At 33.5% G+C, this 23919-nt stretch carries 21 protein-coding genes and 2 pseudogenes; 17 read left to right on the plus strand and 6 right to left on the minus strand.

Going from position 1 to position 23919, the window contains the following annotated elements:
* Window positions 1-188 precede the first annotated feature (188 nt).
* The 3 genes from ACIQ38_RS20405 to ACIQ38_RS20415 are packed head-to-tail and all read left to right on the plus strand — an operon-like array spanning window position 189 to window position 3221.
* Window positions 189-956 (plus strand): ABC transporter ATP-binding protein, encoded by a 768-nt coding sequence (locus ACIQ38_RS20405; protein ID WP_402827598.1) that lies wholly within the window; start codon window positions 189-191, stop codon window positions 954-956.
* Window positions 943-2856, plus strand: coding sequence for an FtsX-like permease family protein (locus ACIQ38_RS20410; RefSeq protein WP_402827601.1), 1914 nt, complete (start codon window positions 943-945; stop codon window positions 2854-2856). The genes ACIQ38_RS20405 and ACIQ38_RS20410 overlap by 14 nt, the downstream gene beginning before the upstream one ends.
* Before the next feature lie 5 nt (window positions 2857-2861).
* The gene (locus ACIQ38_RS20415) at window positions 2862-3221 is read left to right on the plus strand and encodes a YxeA family protein (RefSeq protein ID WP_402827604.1); all 360 of its coding nucleotides are present in this window, start codon (window positions 2862-2864) and stop codon (window positions 3219-3221) included.
* Between the two features lie 41 nt (window positions 3222-3262).
* Here ACIQ38_RS20415 and ACIQ38_RS20420 read toward each other — a convergent pair whose 3' ends face one another.
* Complete coding sequence (locus ACIQ38_RS20420; protein ID WP_402827607.1) at window positions 3263-4699, minus strand: sensor histidine kinase; 1437 nt, start codon at window positions 4697-4699, stop codon at window positions 3263-3265.
* A gap of 5 nt (window positions 4700-4704) precedes the next feature.
* Window positions 4705-5406: a response regulator transcription factor gene (locus tag ACIQ38_RS20425; protein ID WP_402827610.1), complete on the minus strand. Its 702-nt coding sequence runs from the start codon at window positions 5404-5406 to the stop codon at window positions 4705-4707.
* A 470-nt stretch (window positions 5407-5876) separates the two neighbouring features.
* Between ACIQ38_RS20425 and ACIQ38_RS20430 the strand changes: the two genes are divergently transcribed.
* Together ACIQ38_RS20430 and ACIQ38_RS20435 are read left to right on the plus strand one after the other, a co-directional pair.
* The gene (locus ACIQ38_RS20430) at window positions 5877-6041 is read left to right on the plus strand and encodes a GNAT family N-acetyltransferase (RefSeq protein WP_402827984.1); all 165 of its coding nucleotides are present in this window, start codon (window positions 5877-5879) and stop codon (window positions 6039-6041) included.
* 1790 nt (window positions 6042-7831) lie between these two features.
* Window positions 7832-8492: pseudogene (locus ACIQ38_RS20435) on the plus strand (transposase); the annotation flags it as partial.
* 152 nt (window positions 8493-8644) lie between these two features.
* On the opposite strand, the gene ACIQ38_RS20440 reads toward ACIQ38_RS20435, so the two are convergent.
* A complete protein-coding gene (locus ACIQ38_RS20440; protein WP_402827613.1) occupies window positions 8645-9508 on the minus strand; it encodes a LysR family transcriptional regulator in 864 nt (287 codons plus the stop codon).
* 124 nt (window positions 9509-9632) lie between these two features.
* Here ACIQ38_RS20440 and ACIQ38_RS20445 point away from each other — a divergent pair, with 124 nt between their 5' ends.
* A complete protein-coding gene (locus ACIQ38_RS20445) occupies window positions 9633-10277 on the plus strand; it encodes an HAD family hydrolase (protein WP_402827616.1) in 645 nt (214 codons plus the stop codon).
* A gap of 5 nt (window positions 10278-10282) precedes the next feature.
* The gene (locus tag ACIQ38_RS20450; protein WP_402827619.1) at window positions 10283-10900 is read left to right on the plus strand and encodes an NUDIX hydrolase; all 618 of its coding nucleotides are present in this window, start codon (window positions 10283-10285) and stop codon (window positions 10898-10900) included.
* 331 nt (window positions 10901-11231) lie between these two features.
* On the opposite strand, the gene ACIQ38_RS20455 is transcribed toward ACIQ38_RS20450, so the two are convergent.
* Window positions 11232-11711, minus strand: coding sequence for an Rrf2 family transcriptional regulator (locus tag ACIQ38_RS20455; RefSeq protein WP_402827621.1), 480 nt, complete (start codon window positions 11709-11711; stop codon window positions 11232-11234).
* A 191-nt stretch (window positions 11712-11902) separates the two neighbouring features.
* On the opposite strand from ACIQ38_RS20455, the gene ACIQ38_RS20460 reads away from it, so the two are divergent.
* Window positions 11903-12592: an FMN-dependent NADH-azoreductase gene (locus ACIQ38_RS20460; RefSeq protein WP_402827623.1), complete on the plus strand. Its 690-nt coding sequence runs from the start codon at window positions 11903-11905 to the stop codon at window positions 12590-12592.
* A 454-nt stretch (window positions 12593-13046) separates the two neighbouring features.
* Here the strand turns inward: ACIQ38_RS20460 and pdxR are convergent, their stop codons facing one another.
* Window positions 13047-14441 carry a MocR-like pyridoxine biosynthesis transcription factor PdxR gene (gene pdxR / locus ACIQ38_RS20465; RefSeq protein ID WP_402827626.1) on the minus strand — a complete coding sequence of 465 codons (1395 nt, stop codon included), beginning with the start codon at window positions 14439-14441 and terminating at the stop codon, window positions 13047-13049.
* Between the two features lie 94 nt (window positions 14442-14535).
* On the opposite strand from pdxR, the pseudogene ACIQ38_RS20470 reads away from it, so the two are divergent.
* From ACIQ38_RS20470 to ACIQ38_RS20500, 7 genes and pseudogenes are all read left to right on the plus strand, one after another.
* Window positions 14536-15111, plus strand: a pseudogene (locus ACIQ38_RS20470) (GNAT family N-acetyltransferase); the annotation flags it as partial.
* A gap of 168 nt (window positions 15112-15279) precedes the next feature.
* Complete coding sequence (locus ACIQ38_RS20475; protein ID WP_402827987.1) at window positions 15280-15567, plus strand: GNAT family N-acetyltransferase; 288 nt, start codon at window positions 15280-15282, stop codon at window positions 15565-15567.
* A gap of 145 nt (window positions 15568-15712) precedes the next feature.
* Window positions 15713-16750, plus strand: coding sequence for a serine hydrolase domain-containing protein (locus ACIQ38_RS20480; RefSeq protein WP_402827629.1), 1038 nt, complete (start codon window positions 15713-15715; stop codon window positions 16748-16750).
* Window positions 16751-16772: 22 nt separating this feature from the next.
* Window positions 16773-17018, plus strand: coding sequence for a hypothetical protein (locus ACIQ38_RS20485; RefSeq protein WP_402827632.1), 246 nt, complete (start codon window positions 16773-16775; stop codon window positions 17016-17018).
* A gap of 237 nt (window positions 17019-17255) precedes the next feature.
* Window positions 17256-18257, plus strand: a complete 1002-nt coding sequence (locus ACIQ38_RS20490; protein ID WP_402827634.1) for a phosphotransferase — start codon at window positions 17256-17258, stop codon at window positions 18255-18257.
* A 280-nt stretch (window positions 18258-18537) separates the two neighbouring features.
* A complete protein-coding gene (locus tag ACIQ38_RS20495) occupies window positions 18538-18858 on the plus strand; it encodes a hypothetical protein (RefSeq protein ID WP_402827637.1) in 321 nt (106 codons plus the stop codon).
* Between the two features lie 135 nt (window positions 18859-18993).
* Window positions 18994-19347, plus strand: a complete 354-nt coding sequence (locus ACIQ38_RS20500) for a VOC family protein (protein WP_402827640.1) — start codon at window positions 18994-18996, stop codon at window positions 19345-19347.
* Window positions 19348-19486: 139 nt separating this feature from the next.
* On the opposite strand, the gene ACIQ38_RS20505 is transcribed toward ACIQ38_RS20500, so the two are convergent.
* A complete protein-coding gene (locus tag ACIQ38_RS20505; protein WP_402827643.1) occupies window positions 19487-20026 on the minus strand; it encodes a TetR-like C-terminal domain-containing protein in 540 nt (179 codons plus the stop codon).
* 140 nt (window positions 20027-20166) lie between these two features.
* Between ACIQ38_RS20505 and ACIQ38_RS20510 the strand changes: the two genes are divergently transcribed.
* Together ACIQ38_RS20510 and ACIQ38_RS20515 are read left to right on the plus strand one after the other, a co-directional pair.
* Complete coding sequence (locus ACIQ38_RS20510) at window positions 20167-21552, plus strand: DHA2 family efflux MFS transporter permease subunit (protein WP_402827646.1); 1386 nt, start codon at window positions 20167-20169, stop codon at window positions 21550-21552.
* A gap of 237 nt (window positions 21553-21789) precedes the next feature.
* On the plus strand, window positions 21790-23499 hold the full coding sequence (locus ACIQ38_RS20515) for a hypothetical protein (protein ID WP_402827649.1): 1710 nt from the start codon (window positions 21790-21792) through the stop codon (window positions 23497-23499).
* Window positions 23500-23919: the final 420 nt, after the last annotated feature.

Below are 23919 nucleotides of genomic sequence, written 5' to 3' on the forward strand. Positions count from 1 at the left end.
TTTAATACCTAAAAACAAAGCCCTGGAAATTTTACTGTTCGTAAAATTTCCAGGGCTTTTCATTTTTCAAGATGGGTTTTGTCCCAGCCTCTTTTCAGATTTAAGCTTGCTGTAAGGTTGGCATAAAACTGTTGTAAGGATGAGCATTTATAGTATACATATCGACAAAAATTGAAGAGGTGAAACAAATGGAATCATTATTAAAAGTAGAAAATATAAAAAAAACATATGGCAAATCCAATGCAGCATACACGGCATTAGAAAATATATCATTCGATATTCAGGAAGGGGAGTTTGTAGGAATTATGGGGCCTTCTGGGGCAGGGAAGTCCACTTTGCTTAACTTGTTGGCAACAATTGACTCTCCGACTGAAGGGAAAATATATATGAACAATACGAGTATCCACGATATGAAAGAAGACGCATTAGCGGATTTTAGACGTGAGAATCTCGGCTTCATCTTCCAAGACTATAATTTGTTGGATTCACTCACAGTGAAGGAAAATATACTATTGCCACTAGCGATAGCGAAAACTCCAGCTAAACAAATTAATAGCTTGGTGACTCGAATTGCTAGCGTATTTGGTATAGGAGATTTACTAGCAAAATATCCATACCAATTATCGGGAGGTCAAAAGCAAAGAACAGCGGCGGCTAGAGCACTTGTGACAGAACCTGTGATGATTCTGGCAGACGAGCCGACAGGTGCACTTGACTCTAAGTCAGCGACAGATTTACTGGAAAGCTTAAGTAATTTAAATGAAAACAATAATTCAACCATCCTGATGGTGACGCATGATGCATATGCAGCGAGTTTCTGTCGTCGTATTATTTTCATCAAGGATGGTACACTTTCCACAGAAATTTATCGACGAGATAAGACACGTAAAGCGTTCTTTCAAGAGATTTTAGAAGTCCTTGCAACAATTGGGGGTGAGGTAGATGACGTTATTTAGTCTAGCGAGAAAAAACATAGCACGAAACTTTTCTCAATACTTTTTATACATCGCATCTATGGTTTTTAGTATTGTTATCTATTTTACATTTGTGACATTAAAATATAGCGATACGATTGCCCAAAAAACGGTTTCCTCTCAAAAGTTAGATTCTCTAATGAGTGGTGCTGCCATCATTCTCCTACTCTTTGTTGCCGTGTTTATTGCTTATTCAAACTCATTCTTTATGAAGAAACGAAAAAAAGAAGTTGCGCTATATGCTTTGCTAGGTGTGCGTAACCGACAAATTGGCTTCATGCTCTTCTTTGAAAATTTATTATTAGGAGTATTTTCACTAATAGTTGGGGTTCTTCTTGGATTTCTTTGTTCAAAAGGATTTCTGACTATTTTAATCCATTTGATAGGCTATGATGTTATCGCACCCTTTACATTTTCAGGTTCGGCAGCCTTGAATACTGCAATTGTATTTTTGGCAATCTTCTTAGTGACATCTTTCCAAGGATATCGCTTAATTTATCAGTTTAAACTAATTGATTTATTCCATGCTTCAAAAAAAGGGGAAGTGATTCCAAAGCCTTCTATAATGGTAGCTATTTTTGGAGTTTTACTAATATCAATTGGTTATTGGTTGGCGCTTCAAGATATTTTTACTTCCAAAGTGTGGATAGCAATGGGATTTTTAATGATAGCATTGATTATTTTAACAACAGTTATTGTTGGTACTTTTTTATTGTTCCATAGTGTTACCGGTTTTGTTTTAGCTGTGATGAAGAAAAATGAGAAATGGCTGTGGAGAGGTCTACATTTAATGATAATTTCCCAATTGTTATATCGTATACGTGGGAATGCACGTACATTGACAGTCATTGCAATATTAAGTGCCACTACTGTAACAGCAGGAGGAGCAGTGTATGGTCTTTATTACAACATAAACGATCAGGTCGTAACCGCTGATCCGAATACTTTTATGTATGAGCAAACAGATACTAAGCTCGATCAAAAAGTCAGTAGTGTGTTGCCGGATGTAAAGTACGATGAAAATATCGAAGCATTGTCTGTCAGCTTTCATACGGAACAATTAAACTCATCATTCAATAACTCTGATAAAAGAATATATACGATTATCAACGAAAGAACATATAATCGATTAGCATCAATTCAAAAAAAGGAAAAAATAGATGTTAACAAAGCAAATGCTGTGATTTTAGATATTGGTTATGATGAAAGGTTTTCTCCTAAATATAAGGGTAAAACTATCTCAACTGAGGAAAATACTATACTCACATTCCAAAGCTTTCAAACTCAAAATATATTAAATACTGGTACGGCAGGCATTACAGTAGTCGTTTCAAATGAATATTATAAAGTGCTAAAAGAAGAAGGAGAGGTATTAAACTACCGGGTCATTGGTGTAGATAAAGCTTCTGCAGAACTATCAGAAAAAGTTGCAGATCATTTACCTGAAGAAGCGCAATTTTCAAGCGCTCCAAAAGACTTGCAAACAGGCATCGAAAGTGTAGGATCTTTGCTGTTTATCGGAAGTTTCCTTGGCCTAGTGTTTTTAGCGGCAACTGGCAGTATCATTTACTTTAAAATTTTAACAGAAGCAGAAGAAGATAAGTCCCAATACAATATGCTCCATAAAATGGGGGTTAGTCCAAAGGAAATGCGCAAGTCCATTGGAACTCAAGTTTTTGTCATCTTCTTTGTGCCACTTGCAGTAGGATTATTGCATAGTGCGATCGCTTTAAAAGCTTTCTCTAGTTTACTAATGATGGATTTAGTCAGACCTGTATTGATCTGGATGATTGCTTATACAGTAATCTACGGACTGTATTATATCTTAACAGTAGCTTCTTACAATCGAATTATCACACAAAATAATAAAACAGAAGGATGATAGAAATGAAGAAATTTTTAATAGTAATAGGTGTATTGTTTGCAGTAGGGGGTGTAGGGATTTTTGCAATTACAAAAATAGACTTTAACCGTACGAACGCTGATAATTATTATTTGCAAATTACGGAGGATGGTGTACCACATGAGGACAAACTGGATGATGGTTCTGTTATGACTACCTATTCTTATCAACTAGACGCTACAAATGCGGATGGTAAAACAATTCCGCTTGAATTCACAGCACAAAAAAATCTCCGTAAAGACGCTTATTTGAAAATGTACGTAAAAAAGGACGATCAAGTATCGTCATATGATGAAGTGAAACTAGAAGACATACCGAATAAAGCACAAAAACAATTAAAATAGAAGAAAGGCTGTCTCCGATAGAAGGAGTACAGCCTTATTTTCTATAGAAGTATTGTGATGGTTGTTCCTTTGTTTTCAGAGCTCGTCAAGTCTACTGTTGCGTTATGGGCTATAATAATATCTCGTGCAATCGCCAACCCTAAGCCTGTCCCATGTATACTAGTAGTATTTGTACCTCGATAGTAACGTTCGAAAACTTGATCTAAATCTTTCGAAGGTATGCCTCGTCCGTTATCAGTAATTGTAATTTGTGTATGGTATGCTGAATTTGTAGATATGTCGCTTGACTTTTGTTGTGGTCCACATTGAGGATAAACACTATCAATTTGTATTTTTACAACGACTTGTTCATCGTTATGCACAAGTGCATTGTAAATAAAGTTAACTATTGCCCGTTTCCATAATCTTTTATCTACTTTATGCACTGCTTTCTCTACATTAGCCACAAATTCAACATTCCTAGCGCTAAATTGTTGATCATTTAAAAGTTCAATCGTTATTTCACGTATGAATGCAACAATATTAACAGTTTCTAAATGAAATGGTAGTTTTTGGTTACGCAAACGCATCGTTAAATTTAAATCATCTAATAAATTACTCATATACTTCGACTGTCTATTGATAATAGATGTATACCCCTTCATTTCTTGTTGTGTTAAATCATTGGCATTATCCTGCATCAATTCTGCATATCCCTGAATAGAGGCAAGTGGGGTTTTCATATCATGCGAAACATTGCTAATCCATTCTTCACGCATTTGATCAAGTTGATTTCGTTCTTTCTCATATTGATTTAGTTTCAACGACAGTTCATTCATATTGCGAAATACATCTTCATACACACCATTTGGTATCGGTATCTTTTTAAAACGTCTTTCACGTAGCTGTTGGATTCCATCTATTAAAAGGTGGAGGGGACCAGTTAATTTTTTTCCAAAAATAAATCCAACTATTAAAGCGATGATAATATCGACGATTAAAATTAGTAAAAGCAAGATATTAATATTTTTAAATATTTTGTCATAATCATAAGTGAATACATAACGTCCTATTTGCTTATTTTTTACTCCTATTAAATAACTGAAGTTATGTGCCTCTCCAACAAAGACAGTCGTGCCGGCTTCTTCTTGATATTTATATGTTTGAACAAGTTCAATTGGAGAATACTCTTTTTGTAGGTTTTCAGGCGTATAAAAAGCTGCTACTTGATCCCCCTTATTATTCAAAAATTGTATCCAGGCATTCATTTCTCTCAGTTTTTCTAATCCAGCTTCTTTAATCACTGGTTTGTCATTTTGTAGTTCTATATATTGTGAAAAAGTTCGACTAAAGGTTTCTGCAGATCCTTCTTCTGTTTCGAAATTATTTATTGATCGATAAACGAGCAAGGAGAAAAGTAGAATTGTATTTACAATTCCTACAATTACCACAATTATCACAACAGATCCTAAGAAGCGCCGTGTCAATTTCCACTTCATGTTCCTCACCCTTTGGAATGTAGTTTATACCCGAGTCCTTTAACAGTTAATATAAACGAAGGATTGGAAGGCTCGGCCTCAATTTTTTCTCGTAATCGACGTATATGTACCATCACTGTATTATCCGAACCGAAAAAGTCATCACCCCAGACATGTTCAAACAAAGTCTCTTTGCTTAGAATCTGATTCGGATGGTGCATAAAACAGCTCATAAGCCCGATTTCTTTCGCTGTGAGTTCAATCGTTTTTCCATCAGTCTTTAATTCTTTTTCATTGGGACTAAGCTCAAAAGGTCCAACTTGTAAACTTTCTGGAGCATCTTTTGCCTCTGAAAAACCTGCCCGTCTCAACTGGGCTTTCACTCGATAGGCTACTTCCTTGGGACTAAAAGGTTTCGTAATATAATCGTCTCCACCAATCGCTAGTCCTAATAGTTTGTCAATCTCCTCATCCTTTGCAGACAAAAATAAAATCGGTACATTGGAAACTTCACGAATTTGCTTACATAAGTCATAGCCCTCTCCGTCTGGTAGCATAATATCCAACAATACAAGTGCTGGATTATAGTGCTGAAATTTTTTCCAGCCATCTGCTACAGTCCCGGCCGTTAGTACATTAAAAATACTTTCTTTATGTAAAACTTTCTCAAGGAGACGTGCTAAGTCTTCTTCATCTTCAATGATTAAAATCCACTGCTCATTAGCCATTTTTCTACTCCCGTAACGATAATTCTTCTCTATAGTATAGATTATAGTGTGATTCTGAAGCAAAAGGTAAGAGTAGACTGACAAGCGGTACAATAGAAAAAGTGAAAAGGAAACGCCGAATTCATCTTGTTCGGTCCTATTTTCATCATAGCTAAAGACGGCACATTCCTTAAGGCTTTTTTGTTAGTTAAGTAGGTTAAAAGAGTGATATGGAATCTATTCGATAGTATATATTAAGACTTAATGTAAGGGGAGAGATAAATATGTGGCAGTTATAAGTTACTTGAAGACCTAACCGTAGTTAGATTGCAATGTATTATAAAGAAAGAGTAGCAGTTTTGTAGTGGAGCAGAAATTCCCAATACTCAGAAGTAGACGATGCTGACTTAGAGAGTAAACATATTTATAAAGAAGAAATAATGAATTATGTGTGCGTATATGCGCCTAATTCCAAAAGATGATACCATTATATTGGTAGAGTATTAGTAGCTCAAAGTCATCGAAAATTAGGTTTAGGTAAAGAGCTTGTGTCAAGAGGAATAGAATATATAGAAACTATTTATCCAGAGATGCGTATCTTTGCACAGACTCAAGCTCGCTCACTTGGAGAATTTCTATCGATCCTTTGGTTTTAAAACAGGGTCAGAAGAATATTTCGTGGACAATATTCTTCATATTGATATGATTATTCCAGTTAGAGAAATAAAAGAGAGATTCTAAGGAGAATGGATTTTAATAGACAGTCGAAACTATTGCTAATAATTGGGAAGGGCTAAAGTATTATTAAAGCTGGTAAACCCATTGTTATTCTAGAGTTAGTAAATTTAGCTTCATAATAAGTATAAACACCTTGATGATTTTAAAGTCGTTTCAAGGTGTTTTAATGATAATTACTTAATTTCATCGGACAATACCTGAAGCTGTTCTCAATTAATTAATTTATAGTACATGTTTATCTTTTCTATAATACCTACATCGGGTGTTTGGCGTATATATTAAGTAAAGATTGTAGTTAACTATCAATTCACTAACAAGACAGGCATTTTTAGTTATGTAACTATTGTTTTAGACAGTTTTTTTTATGAACGACTTAAGAATCTAGAATCTATTGAACCCATTTTTTAAAATGGTGGAGTATCTGGTTCTACAAGAATAATTATTAACAAAGAGGACTTAACTTCAGACTTTATTGAATCGTTAAAACCAAAGGAAAGAAACCCTTTTCGTGCTATAAGTATAGGTGAAGAAATTAGTTTGTAATAACTTAACTAACAGGTGCTTTAGCAGAACAAGACCATCATCTCGATGGTCTATTTATTTAAACAAAACCTCAAGTAAATCTCAGAACTCCATTGTGAAATGTTACACTTAGACTAAACAGCAGGTTAGTTGAACAAGTGCCGAGAATTCACCAAACTGTTAGCAAGTTAGATGTTCAGTAATATATTTACCAACTGGTGAAAATATTCGAGAGAACAACTAAAAAGTAATATGTCAGTAGGAGGAAAACTATGTTTTATTATGAAATAGTTTGTTGTAGTTGTAGACAAAAATTCAGAGTATATGAAGGTTCACTAAAATATCAACTATACAAAGAAAGAACGAATAAGGTCTTTCATTGTGATGACTGCAACTCCAAAATACGCATGGATGCAATTAAAAACTTCTTTAGATACCTAAGCTAACGGGTGCTTTAGCAAACAGGATTGTCAGTAGACAGCCTTTATTATTATTGAACTAAAGCAGCAGGTTAGTTTAATAAGAAAATGGTACAATGAAGGAATTTAACGAGGTGCAAATAACTATTACCGTGTGGCAACAGTCATTAAACGAAGGGTAGAGGTATGGCCCATGGTACTTTGCCGGGTTGGCATAAACAATAGGATCGTTGATTGGTCCCTCAACCGGTCACAGATAACTTTCTTCGTCATGCCAGCGATAGTAATTCTTCCAGTTTCTGTCGCACCGCCGTCTGGTACCATCATGAGTTTTGGCCGTGTATGCTTGCTCGTAAGGAGCGTCTTCTGGTACTACAGACCAAATTCAGGTATGTATGCCATAGGTCTTCCCATCCTTACGAATCAGTGTTTGGTAATAAACTTTCTTTTAAATTAAACATCCAAAGGTGATCAAGCTTTAGGTCAACTAAACTTTAGAAATTCTCGTGAACTAAAAGTTCTTAATCTAGTCGATTTTTCCGTTGAATAAGACCACATTACCTTTTACTAGTTTAAATGCTTTGTTTAGACAGATTTTTATTTGGGTTACTGAGTGAGTTTCGGAGTAATATAGACACTAAGCTCAAAATTAGAAACAGCACTCCTCCCCATAAGACGTAACGGATTCCCATCCCTGATAAGAACAATTCGCCTACGGCAGTATCCAAGCTTACTCCCCAATTCATAAAGAAAACAAACAAGCCATGGCCTACGGTGTATTTGCCAACCCAACGGATACAAAACACTCCTTCCATTCCTAGATCAAATAGAAGAAAAGTACTTTGAATTACCCGAACATATCGTTGCGGATGCCGGCTAAGGCAGTGAGCAAAATTATGATGATATATTAACGAAGCGCAAACGCATACCACTCATTACGTACAACCATTATTTGAACGAGCAAAAGAAAAAGTATAAAAACGATCTGTTCAAAACAAGCAATTGGGTCTACCATGAGGAAAAGGATAGCTATACTTTTCCAAATAAAAAGCAACTGACATTTCAGTACAATTCCACACGTACCGAAAAAACAGGATTCCATCGCCACTTCATAATGTATGAATGTGAAGATTGTACAGGTTATCCGATACGAGCGTTATGTACAAAGGCGCAAGAGGTACGAATCGTAAGCTCATGGTTAATGAGAAATGGGAACAACAAAAAGAATATGTGCGAACCAAGCTTTCAGAGGAAAAAACTGGTATCGTTTACCGTCAACGTAGGACTGACGTGGAACCAGTTTTTGGATTTTTGAAGGCTAAGTTAGGTTTTATCCGATTTTCTGTTTGTGGAAAATCGAAGGTCAAACATGAAATCGGCCTCGCATTAATGACCGGGAATATCCGAAAATATGCGGCAAGAGTATAAGCTCTTATCCGTATACTATTAATGCTACTTCTGTCTTAACATCTTTTTAGTTAAACAAGTTATTATGCTAGAAATGTACTGAATAACGAAACCAATTTGAATGAAGTGTTTCATGGTATAGAGGCTTTGAAAAAGAATTGTAGAAATAATTGTTAATTTATGTATTGATTGTTTAGTAACTCTAAAATTTTATTTACAGACATTTCTTTTTTTACATTTTTTGAGGTGAAAATATAGATATGGTGTAAAGGCATATCAAAATCATTAGCAAGGTAATGAAGTTCTCCACTATTAATATGGGATTGGGCTATCAAAGAAGGCATTAAAGTAAAATAACTTTGTTTTTGTAACATTTTTAACACGATTGTCGTTTGATTCATAGATAATGCTGGTAAATAGTTATGACCAGTTAACTCTACGAACCAATTTAAAAAATTATCTCCCCAATTGTTCAATATAAAGTCTTTACTATGTAAATCCACAACCTTAATGGGGGTGTTGCGTGGACATCTAGAGACAAATGTATATTGATCTTCCATATGTCCATGTATGAATAAGTTTGGATGTGTAGGTTTTGTATAAGAAATTCCAACATCTATAACCCCATCTAATACTTTGCTAATTGTGTTCTCTGACGAGTGTGTTTTAAGTTCTAAGGACACATTACTATTTTCAACTGCAAAAGTAGAGAGGGCATCCTCAAAGATATAGTTCCATGCGGAGGAAGGGCCTCCTAACACTAACCGATCAATATACTGGCCTTCCAAGGATAATTCTTTTCTACTTTCTTCAAACAATTCGAACATTCTCTTAGCGTAAGATAGAAAAGTAAATCCCGCATGAGTAAGCTCCACCCCTTTGTTCGTTCTCTCGAGTAAAGTCTTCCCTAATTCCATTTCAAGGCTTTTCAATCTAGCTGAAACGGTAGATTGGGCTACATGTAACATTTCAGCTGTTTTAGTGAAGTTTTTGTAGGTCACCAACGTTAAGAATGTATCTATTTGTTCTCTATCCATATATAAAGCTCCTATTTGTATAATCGAAAAATCCGATTGCTATGATTCAATAAATTCGTTAAACAAATAATACTATAGGAGATATACTTTTATCAAAGATAATTATTTTAATAGGAGGAATAATATGATAAAAGCTGTGTTATTTGATTTTGATGGTACATTAGCAAATACTTTACCCATATGTTACTACGCTTTCCAAAATGTATTTATGAAATATGATAATCGAGAACTTTCTACGAATGAAATAAGCGCAATGTTCGGACCTTCCGAAACAGGGATTATTAGAGAAAATCTAACAAACGCGGACAAGGAAATGGCAATCGAGTATTTTTACGAAAAGTATGCAGAACAACATGAATATTTAGTGGAAAGTTATTTTGAAATACTTGCGTTAATGAAGTCACTGAAAGAGGAGGATATAAAAATAGGAATTTTTACAGGAAAGGCAAAAAGAAGCTTAGATATCTCGCTAAATGCATTAGATATGAATGGATTGTTCGATGTTATTGTCACTGGAGATGATGTAATAAATCCAAAACCTGATCCAGAAGGGTTACTAAAGGCCTTATCATTTCTAAAAGTAAAAAATTCTGAGGTAGTTTTTGTTGGAGACAGTGATGCAGATGTAATGGCGGGAGTGCGAGCGAATGTCTTTACAATTGGAGTACAGTGGCTGCCGGAGTACCAAACAAGTCATTTTAACGAACAACCTAATTTAATAGTAAAAAGTATAAATGAATTTAAAAGTTACTTAAAAGTGGGTGTCTAACGAGTATGAGTATTCAGTGGTTGGAGTGGGCAAAAAGAATTCAGGCCTTGTCTCAGTCCGGATTGGCTTTTTCTAAAGATGTTTATGATATAGAACGATACGAGGAGTTGCGCAAAATTAGTATAGAAATTATGGCAGAACACACAGAACTTGAAACGGAGAAAATTGGGGATTTATTTGCAAATGATGCTGGTTACCAAACTCCAAAGGTAGATGTTCGGGGAGTTGTATTTAAAAACAATCAGATATTGATGGTGAAAGAAAATATAGATGATAAATGGGCTTTGCCGGGTGGCTTTTGCGATATAGGACTTTCCCCATCAGAGAATGTAGTCAAGGAAATAAAAGAGGAATCCGGTTTTGATGTAGTCCCAATAAGACTACTTGCTTTGCTAGATAAAAATAAACATCCACATCCTCCAGAAGCATATCATTATTATAAGCTATTTATATTATGTGAAATTATAGGAGGACAGCCTACTACAGGGACCGAAACGAATAATGTTCAATTTTTTTCAGAGTATAACTTACCGCAACTTTCTCTTAATAGGAATACCGAAACTCAAATTAAAATGCTTTTTGAATTTTTGAAGGAGCCTTCAAAAGACACTATTTTTGATTAAATATTAAGGTATATAGATTTTTTTTACTAGAATTGTGTATTTATTAAGTAGATCCAAGAAGGATTAATATGAAAAAGACAGAAAATCGATTATTTATGGCTGTATGGGACCTGAATAACGTGTAGCTTTGTAAAAAAAATAATTATATATGGAATATTTTTGTTACGATAGTATAAAGATTGTAAAAGTATGCATTTAAACTAACTCAACGGTTTAGTTTAAGATTGATGTAATTAACAATTGACCTACAGAACACTTTTGAACGAAAACAAACCTCTCTAAATTCTTTAAATAAGGTATTTAGAGAGGTTTGTTTGTTTTATTTGTTGCTCTAAGAAAAATATTTCCGTGTATCTTCACGTATTTGTTTGGGTAAGACACGATTAAGCTCTTCATTTAACCACGAAAGTTTTTTACTACGTAAATCATCTCGCATTTTTTCTTCCGCAGAGAGCATAACTAAATTGATAGTACAAATAGAGGGAGCTGAACAGCAGCCTTCTCGATACAAATAGCCATTATCTTTAATATTTTTACATTGAAAAATAGGCTTAGGACCTTCTACTGCTTCAACTACATCCCAAAAGGAAATATCTTCTGGAGATTTAGCAAGTGTGTAACCACCCTTAACTCCAGGGACAGAACTAACAATACCTGCCTTTGATAATTTACCGAAAACTTTTGAAAGAAATGTCTCAGAAAGTCCTTGGAATTCTGCTAAATCCTTTATCCCAATACTTTCCTTAGAAGGAACATCAATTAAATAAACCAGACAATGTAAAGCATATTCTACTCCGACGCTATATTGCATTTTAATTCACCTTCTTTTGATTAAGGAATATCACTTTTATCTTATGAGGAATCACAGTACTAGTCAAATTAATGATACCTCTCTCTTTGGTAAATTTATTCATTTGACAAAAATAAATATAGCATTTATTATGGACAATGTTAATCGCCGATTAACCTAGTCTTTAATTAAAACCATTAGGAGGACATAAATTGGCAAAAGAAATAGAACTACAAAATAATCAAACCTATAGAGGTGGAACAATGAAAATTTTACAGTTAATGGCTCATCCTGATTATAGCAATCAAAAAAGAGCAGCTAACCGTATAGCAGATGTTGGATTAAAAACTTTACAAGATAAATTAAATGGTCAAGGAACAATCGAAGTCTTAAATGTCTACGATCCAGATAATTTTATCCCGCAAGTTACTGCTGACACATTAAATTTTACTAATCCTAAAGAAATGTCAGCTGAACGATTAAATAATCATGAAGCACAATATAAATTAATTAAACAATGGAAGTCAGCAAACTATATTTATATTTATATGCCTTTGCATAATTGGAATGTCCCTGCAAAGTTTAAGGATTATCTGGATAATATTCTAACAGCAAGAGAAACGTTCAAATACACTGAAACCGGTTCAGTTGGATTAATGTCAGACGAAACTACCAAAGTCACATTCATCCTCACGAGTGGAGGTGAATATGATACTAATTACCGATATGTAAACTTAGATATTGCACCACAATATATGCGCGGAGTACTGCACATGATGGGAATTAACCAAATGAAATTAATACGTGCTCAAGGTCTAGACATGTCTACTAACGACAAAGAAAAAATAATGAAATCAGCTGAAAAAGAGTTAGTAGGTTATATTAACTCACAATCTTTCTAAACTAGAAAAATCAGCGACTCTGTTAGCGCCTGGTTTTATATAGGGCGGAGGGGAGGATAATGAAACAATACAAGGAATAGATAATAAGGAAATAATTATTGTTAGAAGAGATGGAGAGATTGTGGCCACTTTTACGTTGAATAAGATGCAAAATAGGTGGTACCAACATATCTGGAGAAATTTAAATGATGATGCTATATACCTTCATAGATTGGCCTAAACCTATTCTAATATCAGTTCTGGCTTGGGAAAAGAAGTTTCACAGTAGATGGTAACTTATCTTAAAAAAGGGGATAAATGCGTTGAGAGATAGGATCGGATATGTTTTATTAGTTGAGGTTGTATCTTGAACAATAAATGCAAGATACTTTCCTTGAACTTATAAAAAAACTCTCTAAATTCTATTAATAGATTTAGAGAGTTTTTTTATGTTACTTTTTGTAATGATTAGAACTTAAATCTTCGCCCTATCTCTTACCGACATTAAATGAAATGTGTTCCACTTATTAGAAAGAATATATACTGCTTCTTCTATTAGCTCGATCGGAATCGCACCATAACCAATCATAACTAAATTATTTATTGGGTTCTGCTGATATGAAGTAGAGATGGGGTCAATAGCAACTCCAGCTTCTTGTGCAAGTTGAACCGCTTGCTTCTCATTAAGCCAATCAGGTAATTTCAAAACGATATGCAATCCTGCTGCATCTCCAATGATTTCATATTGGGGACCTAAAATAGAGTTTAAGCTTTCAATTAGTTTCTCCCTTTTTCTACGATACAGTGTCCTCATCTTAGCGATATGTCTTGTGTATATCCCACTCCTCATAAAATCTGCAATTACAAGTTGATCAATTTTAGATACAGTTGTCTTTTGCTCACTATAGTAAGTATTAAATTTATCAACGAGAGGTTTCGGTAAAATCATATAGCTTATCCGAACGGAAGGCATTAGTGTTTTAGTAAATGTACCAAAATATATGACTCGTTGTAGTTGATCAATTTGTGCTAATGGTGGAATAGGATTACCTTTATATCGAAATTCGGAATCATAGTCATCTTCAATAATATATGCATTATTTTCCGTTGCCCATTTTAACAATGTAATCCTTCTATCAATAGGCATAACTCCCCCTAAAGGAAATTGATGTGCAGGCGTAATATAGTATAACTGACAGGGCTCAACCGGTTTGGTTGCTCCTTTTTCATCAATTGGAACATGCTGAATCGCTAATTTATTTTGTTGAAATATTGTTGTGGCTCTCTTAAAACCTGGTTCCTCTATTGCCACTTTTACATTTCCGAAAAATCTGCATAGTTCTTGAAGTTGATGTTGTGTACCACTATACACATATACTTGATCAAGATCACAAGAAAAACCCCTTGATTTTTCAACATATAGTGCAATTTGTTCTCTTAACGAAATTTCACCTTGCCAATGCCCAGTAGGTACCATATCAGAACCTAATAATTTCTTATATATTTTCAGCCATTCTTTAAGTGGAAACGCTTGTTCATCAACTTGTCCATTTTTGAAGTCGTATTGAATTTTTGTTGCAGAATCTAAAGTTTTTCGTTCAATTTTTTTGGGGGAAATTCCCCAATCTAAATCATAGGGGGAAATGAAATATCCAGATCGCTCAACACTATAAATATATCCTTCACTCGCCAATTGTTCATAAGCTTCTTTAACGGTATGGATACTAACATTTAAATTTGAAGATAGATATCTTTTAGAAGGTAATTTTTCATTGGCAGTCAACAATTGTTTTATGATCATACTTTTCAACTGCTCGTATATATCAATATACTTTGGTTGTTTATTCGAAAATGTAATTGTAATCTCCAAAATGCACTCCTCCTGGTATGGTTAAATAAATGTATTTTGATGCTGTTTATCGTACCAAATTTATATTTAACTATAAAGAAGGAGGGAAGAGAACATGAAAGAATTATTTGTAGAAAATGAAATTGTCCATTTAAGACCGGTTTGTTTAGAGGATGTCGATGGTCTATGGAAAGCTGCAAATTACCCTGAGATTTGGGAGCATATGACGGTTTCTTTATTAACAAAAGAATCCGTTTTGCATTATGTTAAGAATGCAATTAAAGAACGTGAAGCTAATTTGTCTTACATGTTTGTTATCATCCATAAGGAATCAAACGAAATTATTGGAAGTACATCGTTTTTAGATATTGCAGATGCTCATAAAAGATTAGAAATTGGTTCAACTTGGCTCCAACCAGAGTATTGGCGAACAAACATTAATACAAATTGTAAATATCTATTATTACAATGCTGTTTTGAAAATCTTGGATTGAATCGAGTTCAAATTAAAACAGGTCATGAAAATTATCGATCACAAAAAGCTATTGAACGATTAGGTGCTTCAAAAGAAGGCTGTTTAAGAAATCACATGATTAGGAGAGAAGGCACGATCCGTCATACAGTCATGTACAGCATTACAAAGGAAGAGTGGCCAGACATTAAACGACATTTCTTAAATGAATTACTAATCAATATCAATAGTGGAAAGGGATATAACATGTCTGAGAATATAGTGGAGTTAAAAAGCCAGGAACAATGGTTAATGGCATTTCCTATTATGAAACAATTACGTACTGATTTAACTGAAACAACTTATCTGGAATTATTTAAGGAAATGCAGAAAGAAAGTTATAAACTAATGGGGTTATTTGCAAACGGTAAAGTTGTATCGTTGGCAGGTTTCAGTTGGAGAGTTAACTTTTATAATAAACGCCATATTTATATCAATGATTTAGTAACTGATGAAGCAAACCGTTCTCACGGATATGGTGAAAAATTACTCACATATATACACAAATGTGCAAAAGAGAATGGAGCTGAATATGTAGCATTAGAATCCGGTATCCACCGATTGAATGCCCACCGTTTTTATGAAGAAAAATTAAACTATGATAAATGGTGCTATTCTTTCAGAAAGTTATTATAATAATTTATCCCCCAAAAATGCTAGTTTCGTTCGACTTTTAATGTAATTCCATTTCTCCTGGTAGCAAATTTATTTTATAAACAAATGAATAAGAACGTGTATTCGTGTTATAATTTATCTGATAATACTAAATGGGTGGATAACTATGAAAATAAAAAACATTAACATTGAAAAAAGAATGGAATACTATAATGTACCAGGATTAAGTATCACATTACTTGAGGGCGGTGAAATTACTGGCACAGAAAATTACGGCTTATTAGAATTGGAAAGCGACAGAAAAGTAAATGAAAATTCTATTTTCAGTGCCTGTTCCATTAGCAAGCTCTTAACAGGAATGCTTGCTATGAAGCTAGTGGAGGAAGGACTTCTTGAATTAAATGATGATGTAAATGAAAGCCTTGTAACGTGGAAAGTACCAGAAAATGAATTTACTAAAAATAAAAAAGTGACATTGAGGAACTTACTAAGTCATCAATCTGGAATTAAAGACCCTGACGGTAGTTTTCCTGAACTGAATACTAAACTAGGATTCCCTTCGATGGTTGACTTATTAGAGGGGCGAACAACCTATTGTAAGTCTCCAATTGAAGTAAAGTGTGAACCAGAAAGTGAATTTCATTATTCGGATGCAGGTTTTTGTATCATTCAGCAACTGATAGAAGATATTATTGAAAAACCGTTTCATCAAGTTATGAACCAGCAAATATTTGAACCATTAGGGATAACAAATAGTCATTTCCATTCAACAATATTGGAAGTGGAAAAACGAAATTTTTCTTCTGGACACAATAAAAACGGTGAATTAGTAAATGGAAGATTTCCTATATATCCTTATCCAGCGGCTTCTGGATTATGGACAACTTCTTTGAATTTAGCTGAATTAGTGCTTGAGTTAATGAACGCAATAAAAGGTGAAAGCAAGGTTGGCATTTCAAAAAGCTTAGCAAAAGAAATGATAAGCTCACAAAGAGGTAAGAGCTGGACTGGGTTAGGTGTGTTTCTGGAAGGATCTGAAAAAGGATTAGAAATTACATCACTAGGTTGGGGAGTGGGGTTTCAATGTATGATAGTGGCGTTTCCCTATTTAGAGAAAGGTGCGGTCATTATGACGAATGCAGAATTGGGCGTTCATCAACTGGAAGGTATTATAGGAGAAATATATAAGTCACTTCTGTCTTAATTAATAAGCGAGAGGGAAGACTATGACATTTTTTGAGGAATTTATAAAAGTAAACAATTGTGATCTATCATTTGAAAGTATTTTAGAACAAAGAACTGAGGATGTAAGACTTAGAATAATAGTCAACAAAAGTGATAATCCAACAGACTTACTCGTTTATTCTCAACCTGACAGCAAAATTGAAACCTTACAAATCGATTTTGAAAATTATGTTACCTATTCTGTCATATATGATGATTATACAATATGGGACAATAGTGAGGTATAGATATTATTTCAGAATTAGAACCTAAAATTACAATTATTAACCTAGAAAATATTAAGTAGTTTGGTTAGTATTTATTAAGCTAACCCTGTTTTGATTAACATGACCATCAATTCGATGGTCTGTTTTTTTCCAAAGCTTCAAGTAGATATCAGAATTCCACTGTGAAATGTTACAGTTAAACTAAAGCAACAGGTTACATAAATATTATTATAATTTTATAACAAGGAGAAAACTTTAATGGAAAAGGCTGTTAATTACGATAAACTTATTAATATTGCTTTAGAACACTATGGTATTATCGATTTTTCTTCAAGTTTTATACGACATAACGACAATATTACATTAAAAATAGATAATAAAGAGGATAATAATTCTTATGTTTTGCGGATTCACTCCCCTATTACTTCTGGACTTCAAGGTGTACAACATACGTTTGAAGGGCTAAATGCAGAGATGGAATTGTTAAATAGTCTAAACGAACAAACTTCTTTACCTTTACAGCAACCAGTTAAAAATAAAAAAGGAAGCTTTGTTTCTACAATTGTTGATACGGAGCAGAACTTTATTCCATTGGCTACGCTCCTCACTTGGCAAGATGGCAATGTTTATACGGGAAAGGAAATAAACTCAAAAAATATTGCTTATGAAGTAGGGGGTGTACTAGCTCAATTACATAATTTCTCCAAAAACTGGATTATTCCACAACCATTTATACGACCAAACTATGATATTGAAAAATATAGGAATTTGACTGATAGATTACAGTATGGTGTTGAAATTAACTTATTTACAGCCGAACAATACGATGTGATATTAGATACAATGAAATATATTAAAATTATTTTTGATCGTACAACAAAAACGAATAATAGTTGGGGAATTATTCACGCTGACCTACAAGGTGGAAACATTATTGTAAATAATGACTCTGTGTCTCCTATTGATTTTGGCTTCTCGGGTTATGGTTATTATTTATTCGATATTGGCATTACGCTTACAACTTTTAATATTACTCATAGAAAAAATGTGTTAGAAGGATATAAAACATTAAGAAATATTGATGAAGAAGAGGAATTGCTAATAAGTGCGGGATTTATATTAGCTATTTTTGGAGCTTTTGGTTTTATGGTTAATAATCCTAAATCTCATGAATGGATACAGCGGAGAATACCTTATGTTACAGAAAATTATTGTAGGGCTTTCCTCGATAAAAAGTCTTTTCTATTGGAAATAGAGTAGTAAATGACTTTTTCTTTAACTTAAAATGCTACCCGTATAGAGTGCGATATTCTGTGATGCACTGGGGGGGGTTGGAGTCAGGCTAAGAGCTGGGAAAAATAGCGAAATTGTTGAGTGCATCTTGTTCGACTAACTGATGTTTTATTGTGGGAAAGGAGTAGTTATTTGAAGAAGGTTTTTACAGAAGTATGAAGAACACAGAATTTAGCCATGTTCAAATAAATTTAGGGAATGCATTATGATGATAAGGGAAATGTACTTATCATTAGGGGGACAAACAATGTTTGTTAAAATATATCAATATCATATACAACAAGATAAAGTAGAAGATTATCTAGACATTCAAGAACAAGCATCAAAAATATATAGCAGATATTTAAACTTTCATACAATGTATTTTAATAGCAAAGATGATAAAACAAAATGGATAGAGATTTCAAGATACAAAGACGAAAATGAATTTAATAAATGTATGTCTGTTATAAATGAACAGAAAGAGATTCAAGAGCTGTTCGTAAGGTTCCAATCGCTTTTGGTTTCTGAAAAACAAGAAATATCGGAAGGCGAATTTATTGAGATGAAAGAAATTTCTAGTTTATAAGAAGCTAATTTCTTCAACTGACAATGCTTTAACACAACAATAAAAATGATATAAACATGATCTTTTTACAAAAGCAGGATTTTAGATTTATTATGTTGAATGTTTATTGAGCCAAAATAATAAGGGGGGGGTTTTATGGATAATCCTATCATAAAACAAATCGGAACAGTATTTATTCCAGTAAGTGATATAGAAAAAGCGAGAGATTGGTATTGCGATATTTTAGGGTTACAAACAGATGGGGAAATTCAGTTTGGTCATCTTTACGTTTTACCTATGGAAGGCACAGGGATTGTGTTAGATAGTAAGATATATTCAGAAGAGAGAATATATAAATCACCAGCATTCCACTTAAATACAAGAAACATCGAAGAAGCATTTCATTTTATGCGTAATAAGAGAGTAAATTTGATGACAGAAATTGAACATAACCATTATTTTAATTTCAAAGATCCTGATGGAAATATTTTAATGATTTGCCAATGTTAGTCTTAAGTATTTAAGAATTGAATGGTTTAGAATTGAGTATTACAAGAAAGTTAAAAAGCGTTAAGAAAGAATTTTATACAATGCCAAAACGTTGTGCAGTCAATGTTTTGGCATTGTATGTTTTTAATAGAAAATAATTTTAAGAACGATACATAAGATTAATTTGCTCTGCAATATATGTTGAATCGAGATGTAAGCCATCTTTTAACCACCACATAATAATACCGATAATGGAGGCAGCTTTAACATCTGGATTTACAATAACTTTTCTTCCTATATTCTTAGATTCATTTCTTCGGATCACGATTAAATCTTTCATTAACCAAAGCAAATGTTTCTCAATTTCTTCAAATTGTACTAATGCAAGTATGTGATTTCTTTGTTCAAGAAGATAATCCAATAGCTGTATCAAGTGCTCTTTTCTATTCCTATCGAAAATAGAAGTCAAATTTTCTATTTTGTCAGTTAGCACTTGTAAAATATCATTTGTTAAATGTTCCTTTAACTCATTAATATTTTGGTAGTGTAAATAAAAGGTCGTTCGATTCAAGTCTGCTCTTTGCGTTAATTTATGAATAGAAATTTGGTGTAGAGAGTGGCCTTCTTGTAATAATGTAAGTAGTGCTTCTTTGAGCATTTTCTGTGTATGAAAGGTACGAGGATCTTCTTTAAAAGTCATTAGAATCATTCCTTTTTAATATAAAATTGTCAACTAATCGACAGAAATGACCTGATTGTAGATGGTTGTTTTCATTCTTCTGCTAATATATTTTCTAGACACTTTGTCGATAAAGTATATTATATGGGAAGGAATTTTATATGCAAAATGAAATATCGAGTAATACTAAAAAATTGCTACTTATTATTATGATAACGGGAACCTTTTTTTCTACGTTAAATCAAACATTGTTAAACGTTGCATTTAGTGACTTAATGGTTGTTTTTGATGTAAATACTGCAACCATTCAGTGGTTAGCAACAGGTTTTATGCTTGTAAACGGTGTATTAGTACCTATTACTGCATACTTAATGAAACGTTTTTCAACACGTCAGTTATTTATCAGCTCATTGTTATTTTTACTAATCGGCTCTATTATTGCAGCTTCTGCGAATAAATTCGGCGTTTTATTAACAGGTAGAATGATCCAAGCTGTAGGTGCGGGAATTATCATCCCATTAATGATGACTGTAATTGTCTATCTATACCCAGCGGAAAAACGTGGAGCAATAATGGGTAATATTGGATTCGCCATTATTTTTGCACCAGCAATTGCCCCAACATTGGCAGGATTTATTTTAGAGTATTTATCTTGGCGATGGTTATTTATCATTATGATTCCATTCGTAACAGTGATTATCATTCTAGCAAGGAAATATTTAGTTAATGTAGCTGAAACGTCAAAAGTAAAGCTCGACATAGTTAGTGTTATCTTATCTACTGTTGGCTTTGGATTTGTTCTTTTTGGATTTAGTAGTGCAGGTAACCGTGGCTGGGACGATTTAATCGTCATTACAACCATTGTTGGAGGTTTGCTTGTAACCATTTTTTTCTGTCATCGACAAATAAAGGCTACTGAACCTTTATTGAATTTAATGGTTTTCAAATATAATATATTTACGATGACAACGGTAGTTAATATTGTCATTACCATTTTAATGTATGCTGACTTAATATTACTGCCGATATATTTGCAGGATGGAAGAGGGTTAACAGCACTTGGAGCAGGATTGTTATTATTGCCTGGTGCCATTATCAATGCATTGCTTTCTCCAGTAACTGGTAAGCTATTCGATAAATTTGGGGCAAAACCTTTATTCATTCTAGGAACAGGTATAATCGCGATATCGATGTTTGCAGTAATTGATTTATCGTCAGAAACAACAACAGTATATATTTTAGTTCGTACGATTTTATTGCGTATAGGCTTGGCTTTTATTACGATGCCTTTAAACACTGCTGCTTTAAATGCATTACCAAGGGAATTAGCATCTCATGGATCGTCGATTAACAACACAATTCGTCAGCTAGCTGGAGCAATTGGTACAGCAGTTATTATGACGATTTATTCGATACAATTATTGAATGTTTCTTTAGGATCTATGAACGATTATATTGGTGCAGCGAGTAACACGTACTTCTATATGTTTGTGATTTCATTGATAGCATTTATCATTACATGGTTTACTCCGAGAAAGAGAAGTTAAAGTAATTTGTAAAGAGCTTTCTTTTTAAAACTATGATTGCTTTTGGATTTGGTGTGATTTTTCTAAACTTATTAACCTTACTGATTGTCAACAAATTTTTATTTAACTTTCATTTTAGATAGGTAAATATTCTACTTACTAATAGAACTTTTTACCATTATACAACCCTTTCTTAATCTATTAGAATGAATAAGGTAGTTTTTACAAGATTCTTAATAGAATAAGGAGAACAATTAAGTGAAAAAAAGGAAATTTTTATCGGCAGTCATTATTTTAGCTGTATTTATGATGATAATGCCTAGTAAAAGCAATGCGTCTTCCCTGTCAGAAGCAGAGAAACTGGTTCAAAAAGCGGAGAATACTGCAACAGCATTAAAATGGGAGATTTCTTTAGAGCATCGAAAAACATTGTATTCAGATCCTATTGCTTTACCCAATATGAATTTATATAATGCTACAAAACGTGCTAGCCAATCAGCATACAATGCCATTAACACGCTGCCTGCTCAGGAAAAAGCCAGATTAACTAAAAGAATGGAGAGCAACGTAGATATTCATGTGAATAGGTCTATGGCTTATATTGACGCAATAATATCTGGACATAAGATTGCGGTTAAAACTGATGACTTAAATGAAGCGTATCGATTGAATCCTCTTAGCGATCAAACCGAAAAAACTTATCATGATCTATCTAGTGAGATTAGAAAACAAGCGATATTACTATATCGTGTATACGGTAAGTCAACAAGAGATGCGATATTAGAAAAATATAAAAGTCCAGGGGAGAAAGCTAGACAATCTACAAAATCTGTCATAAGTGTAAAAATGGCAATTGACCAACTGCAGCAATCAATTGCTAACAATAAAAATACAGAAGAGTTACTTTTCACAATTAAACAAATTGAATCGGCCGCAAATGAAATACAAGATCAAAAAGCTAGACAATTAATATATACAAAATTAGATGTGGCTAAAAAGTCCATTCTAGGAGACAGTCAGTTGGATAAATCGTTCTTGTATTTATCTGATTTAATACGAGAAGTTGTGGAACATCCATCGAAGCCTATTATTTATGCCTTAAATGAAAATAAAGATGTTCTAGAAATCAACTATGAAACTGGGATAGTCCGCCGCCTTACAATGAACTTAATACCTGAAAGAATTTATTTTCACAATAACGAGCTATATGTAGCCTTATTGAAAGGTACACATAGTTCTTACTGGTGGGATGAGGAGCAAGAAGGGGCCATTGCCATTATTAATACTACTACTTTTAAACTAGTAGAACAGTTTAATATAGATATGGATCCATTTGATATTGTGGCAGATGGAAAGTCGATATATGTATCTAGTGGTTCAGGGCAATGGGGAGATATCAAAGGATACTCAAGAGAAACCCTACTTGAAACATCAAAGAGCAGTTCAGTTTACGAGAGAAGTTTTTTAAAAATGCACCCAACTTTAGACAAACTTTACACTATTAATACGGGTCTAAGTCCAAGAGATATGGAATCCCACTTTATTGTAGATGGAAAAATAACAACAGGATACGACTCACCTTACCATGGTGATTACAAGCTTAATATGAATATGACCATTTCTCCTGATGGAAAATATATTTTTAACGGTTCTGGTGTCATTATGATTGCTTCTGATGTCAAGGCAATAAATATGACCTACTTAACAAAACTATATTCTCCTTTTGAACAAATCACTTTTAACCTGAAGGATGGATATTTCTATACAAGTAATGGTAAAAATATTGATGTTTACAATTACAAAACAATGGAAAGAGAAAAGCGTTATACAATGAGCGGAAATATCCAAAACATATTTTATCAAAACGGAAAATTAGCGGTTATTACAGTCGAAGAATTATATTCTTCCAAACTCCCAACTCACGCAATAAAAACGTATGAAGTTAAAGGAAATGAAATTATACAGTAATTGAAGGTTTTACTTGATAGGTTAGAGTTTATAATAGGGAAAAATAATAAATATCACTTAGAACAAGGGTGCCAATCTGTCAATGATTGGTACCCTTGTTTTTGTTAAGCGAAAAGCGTATTACATTCTTAGCTAATTTTTTTGACAAATTTTATGGTTTTCATGAGAACAACTAAAAATAATTACATAAATCGAATAGGTTGCGCAAGACTGTCTGTTATAAATGCTTGCCGGAGGATATTGTAAGTTATAGTAGCAAAGACTGTAACTGGTAAGCCCTCAATTCGCTTGTGAGTTTCAAACACTTTTGACAGTAGCAATTCCATTCTTCCTAAAATAGTAATATTAAAAAGGATTATTGCCGCTTTATTAGAATAATAGACATAAGTAGTTTTTTTCCAACGGTGCAGAAGTGTTGAA

Origin of the sequence: Psychrobacillus sp. NPDC096389, from assembly GCF_044762855.1 — a bacterium.
Lineage (GTDB): Bacteria > Bacillota > Bacilli > Bacillales_A > Planococcaceae > Psychrobacillus.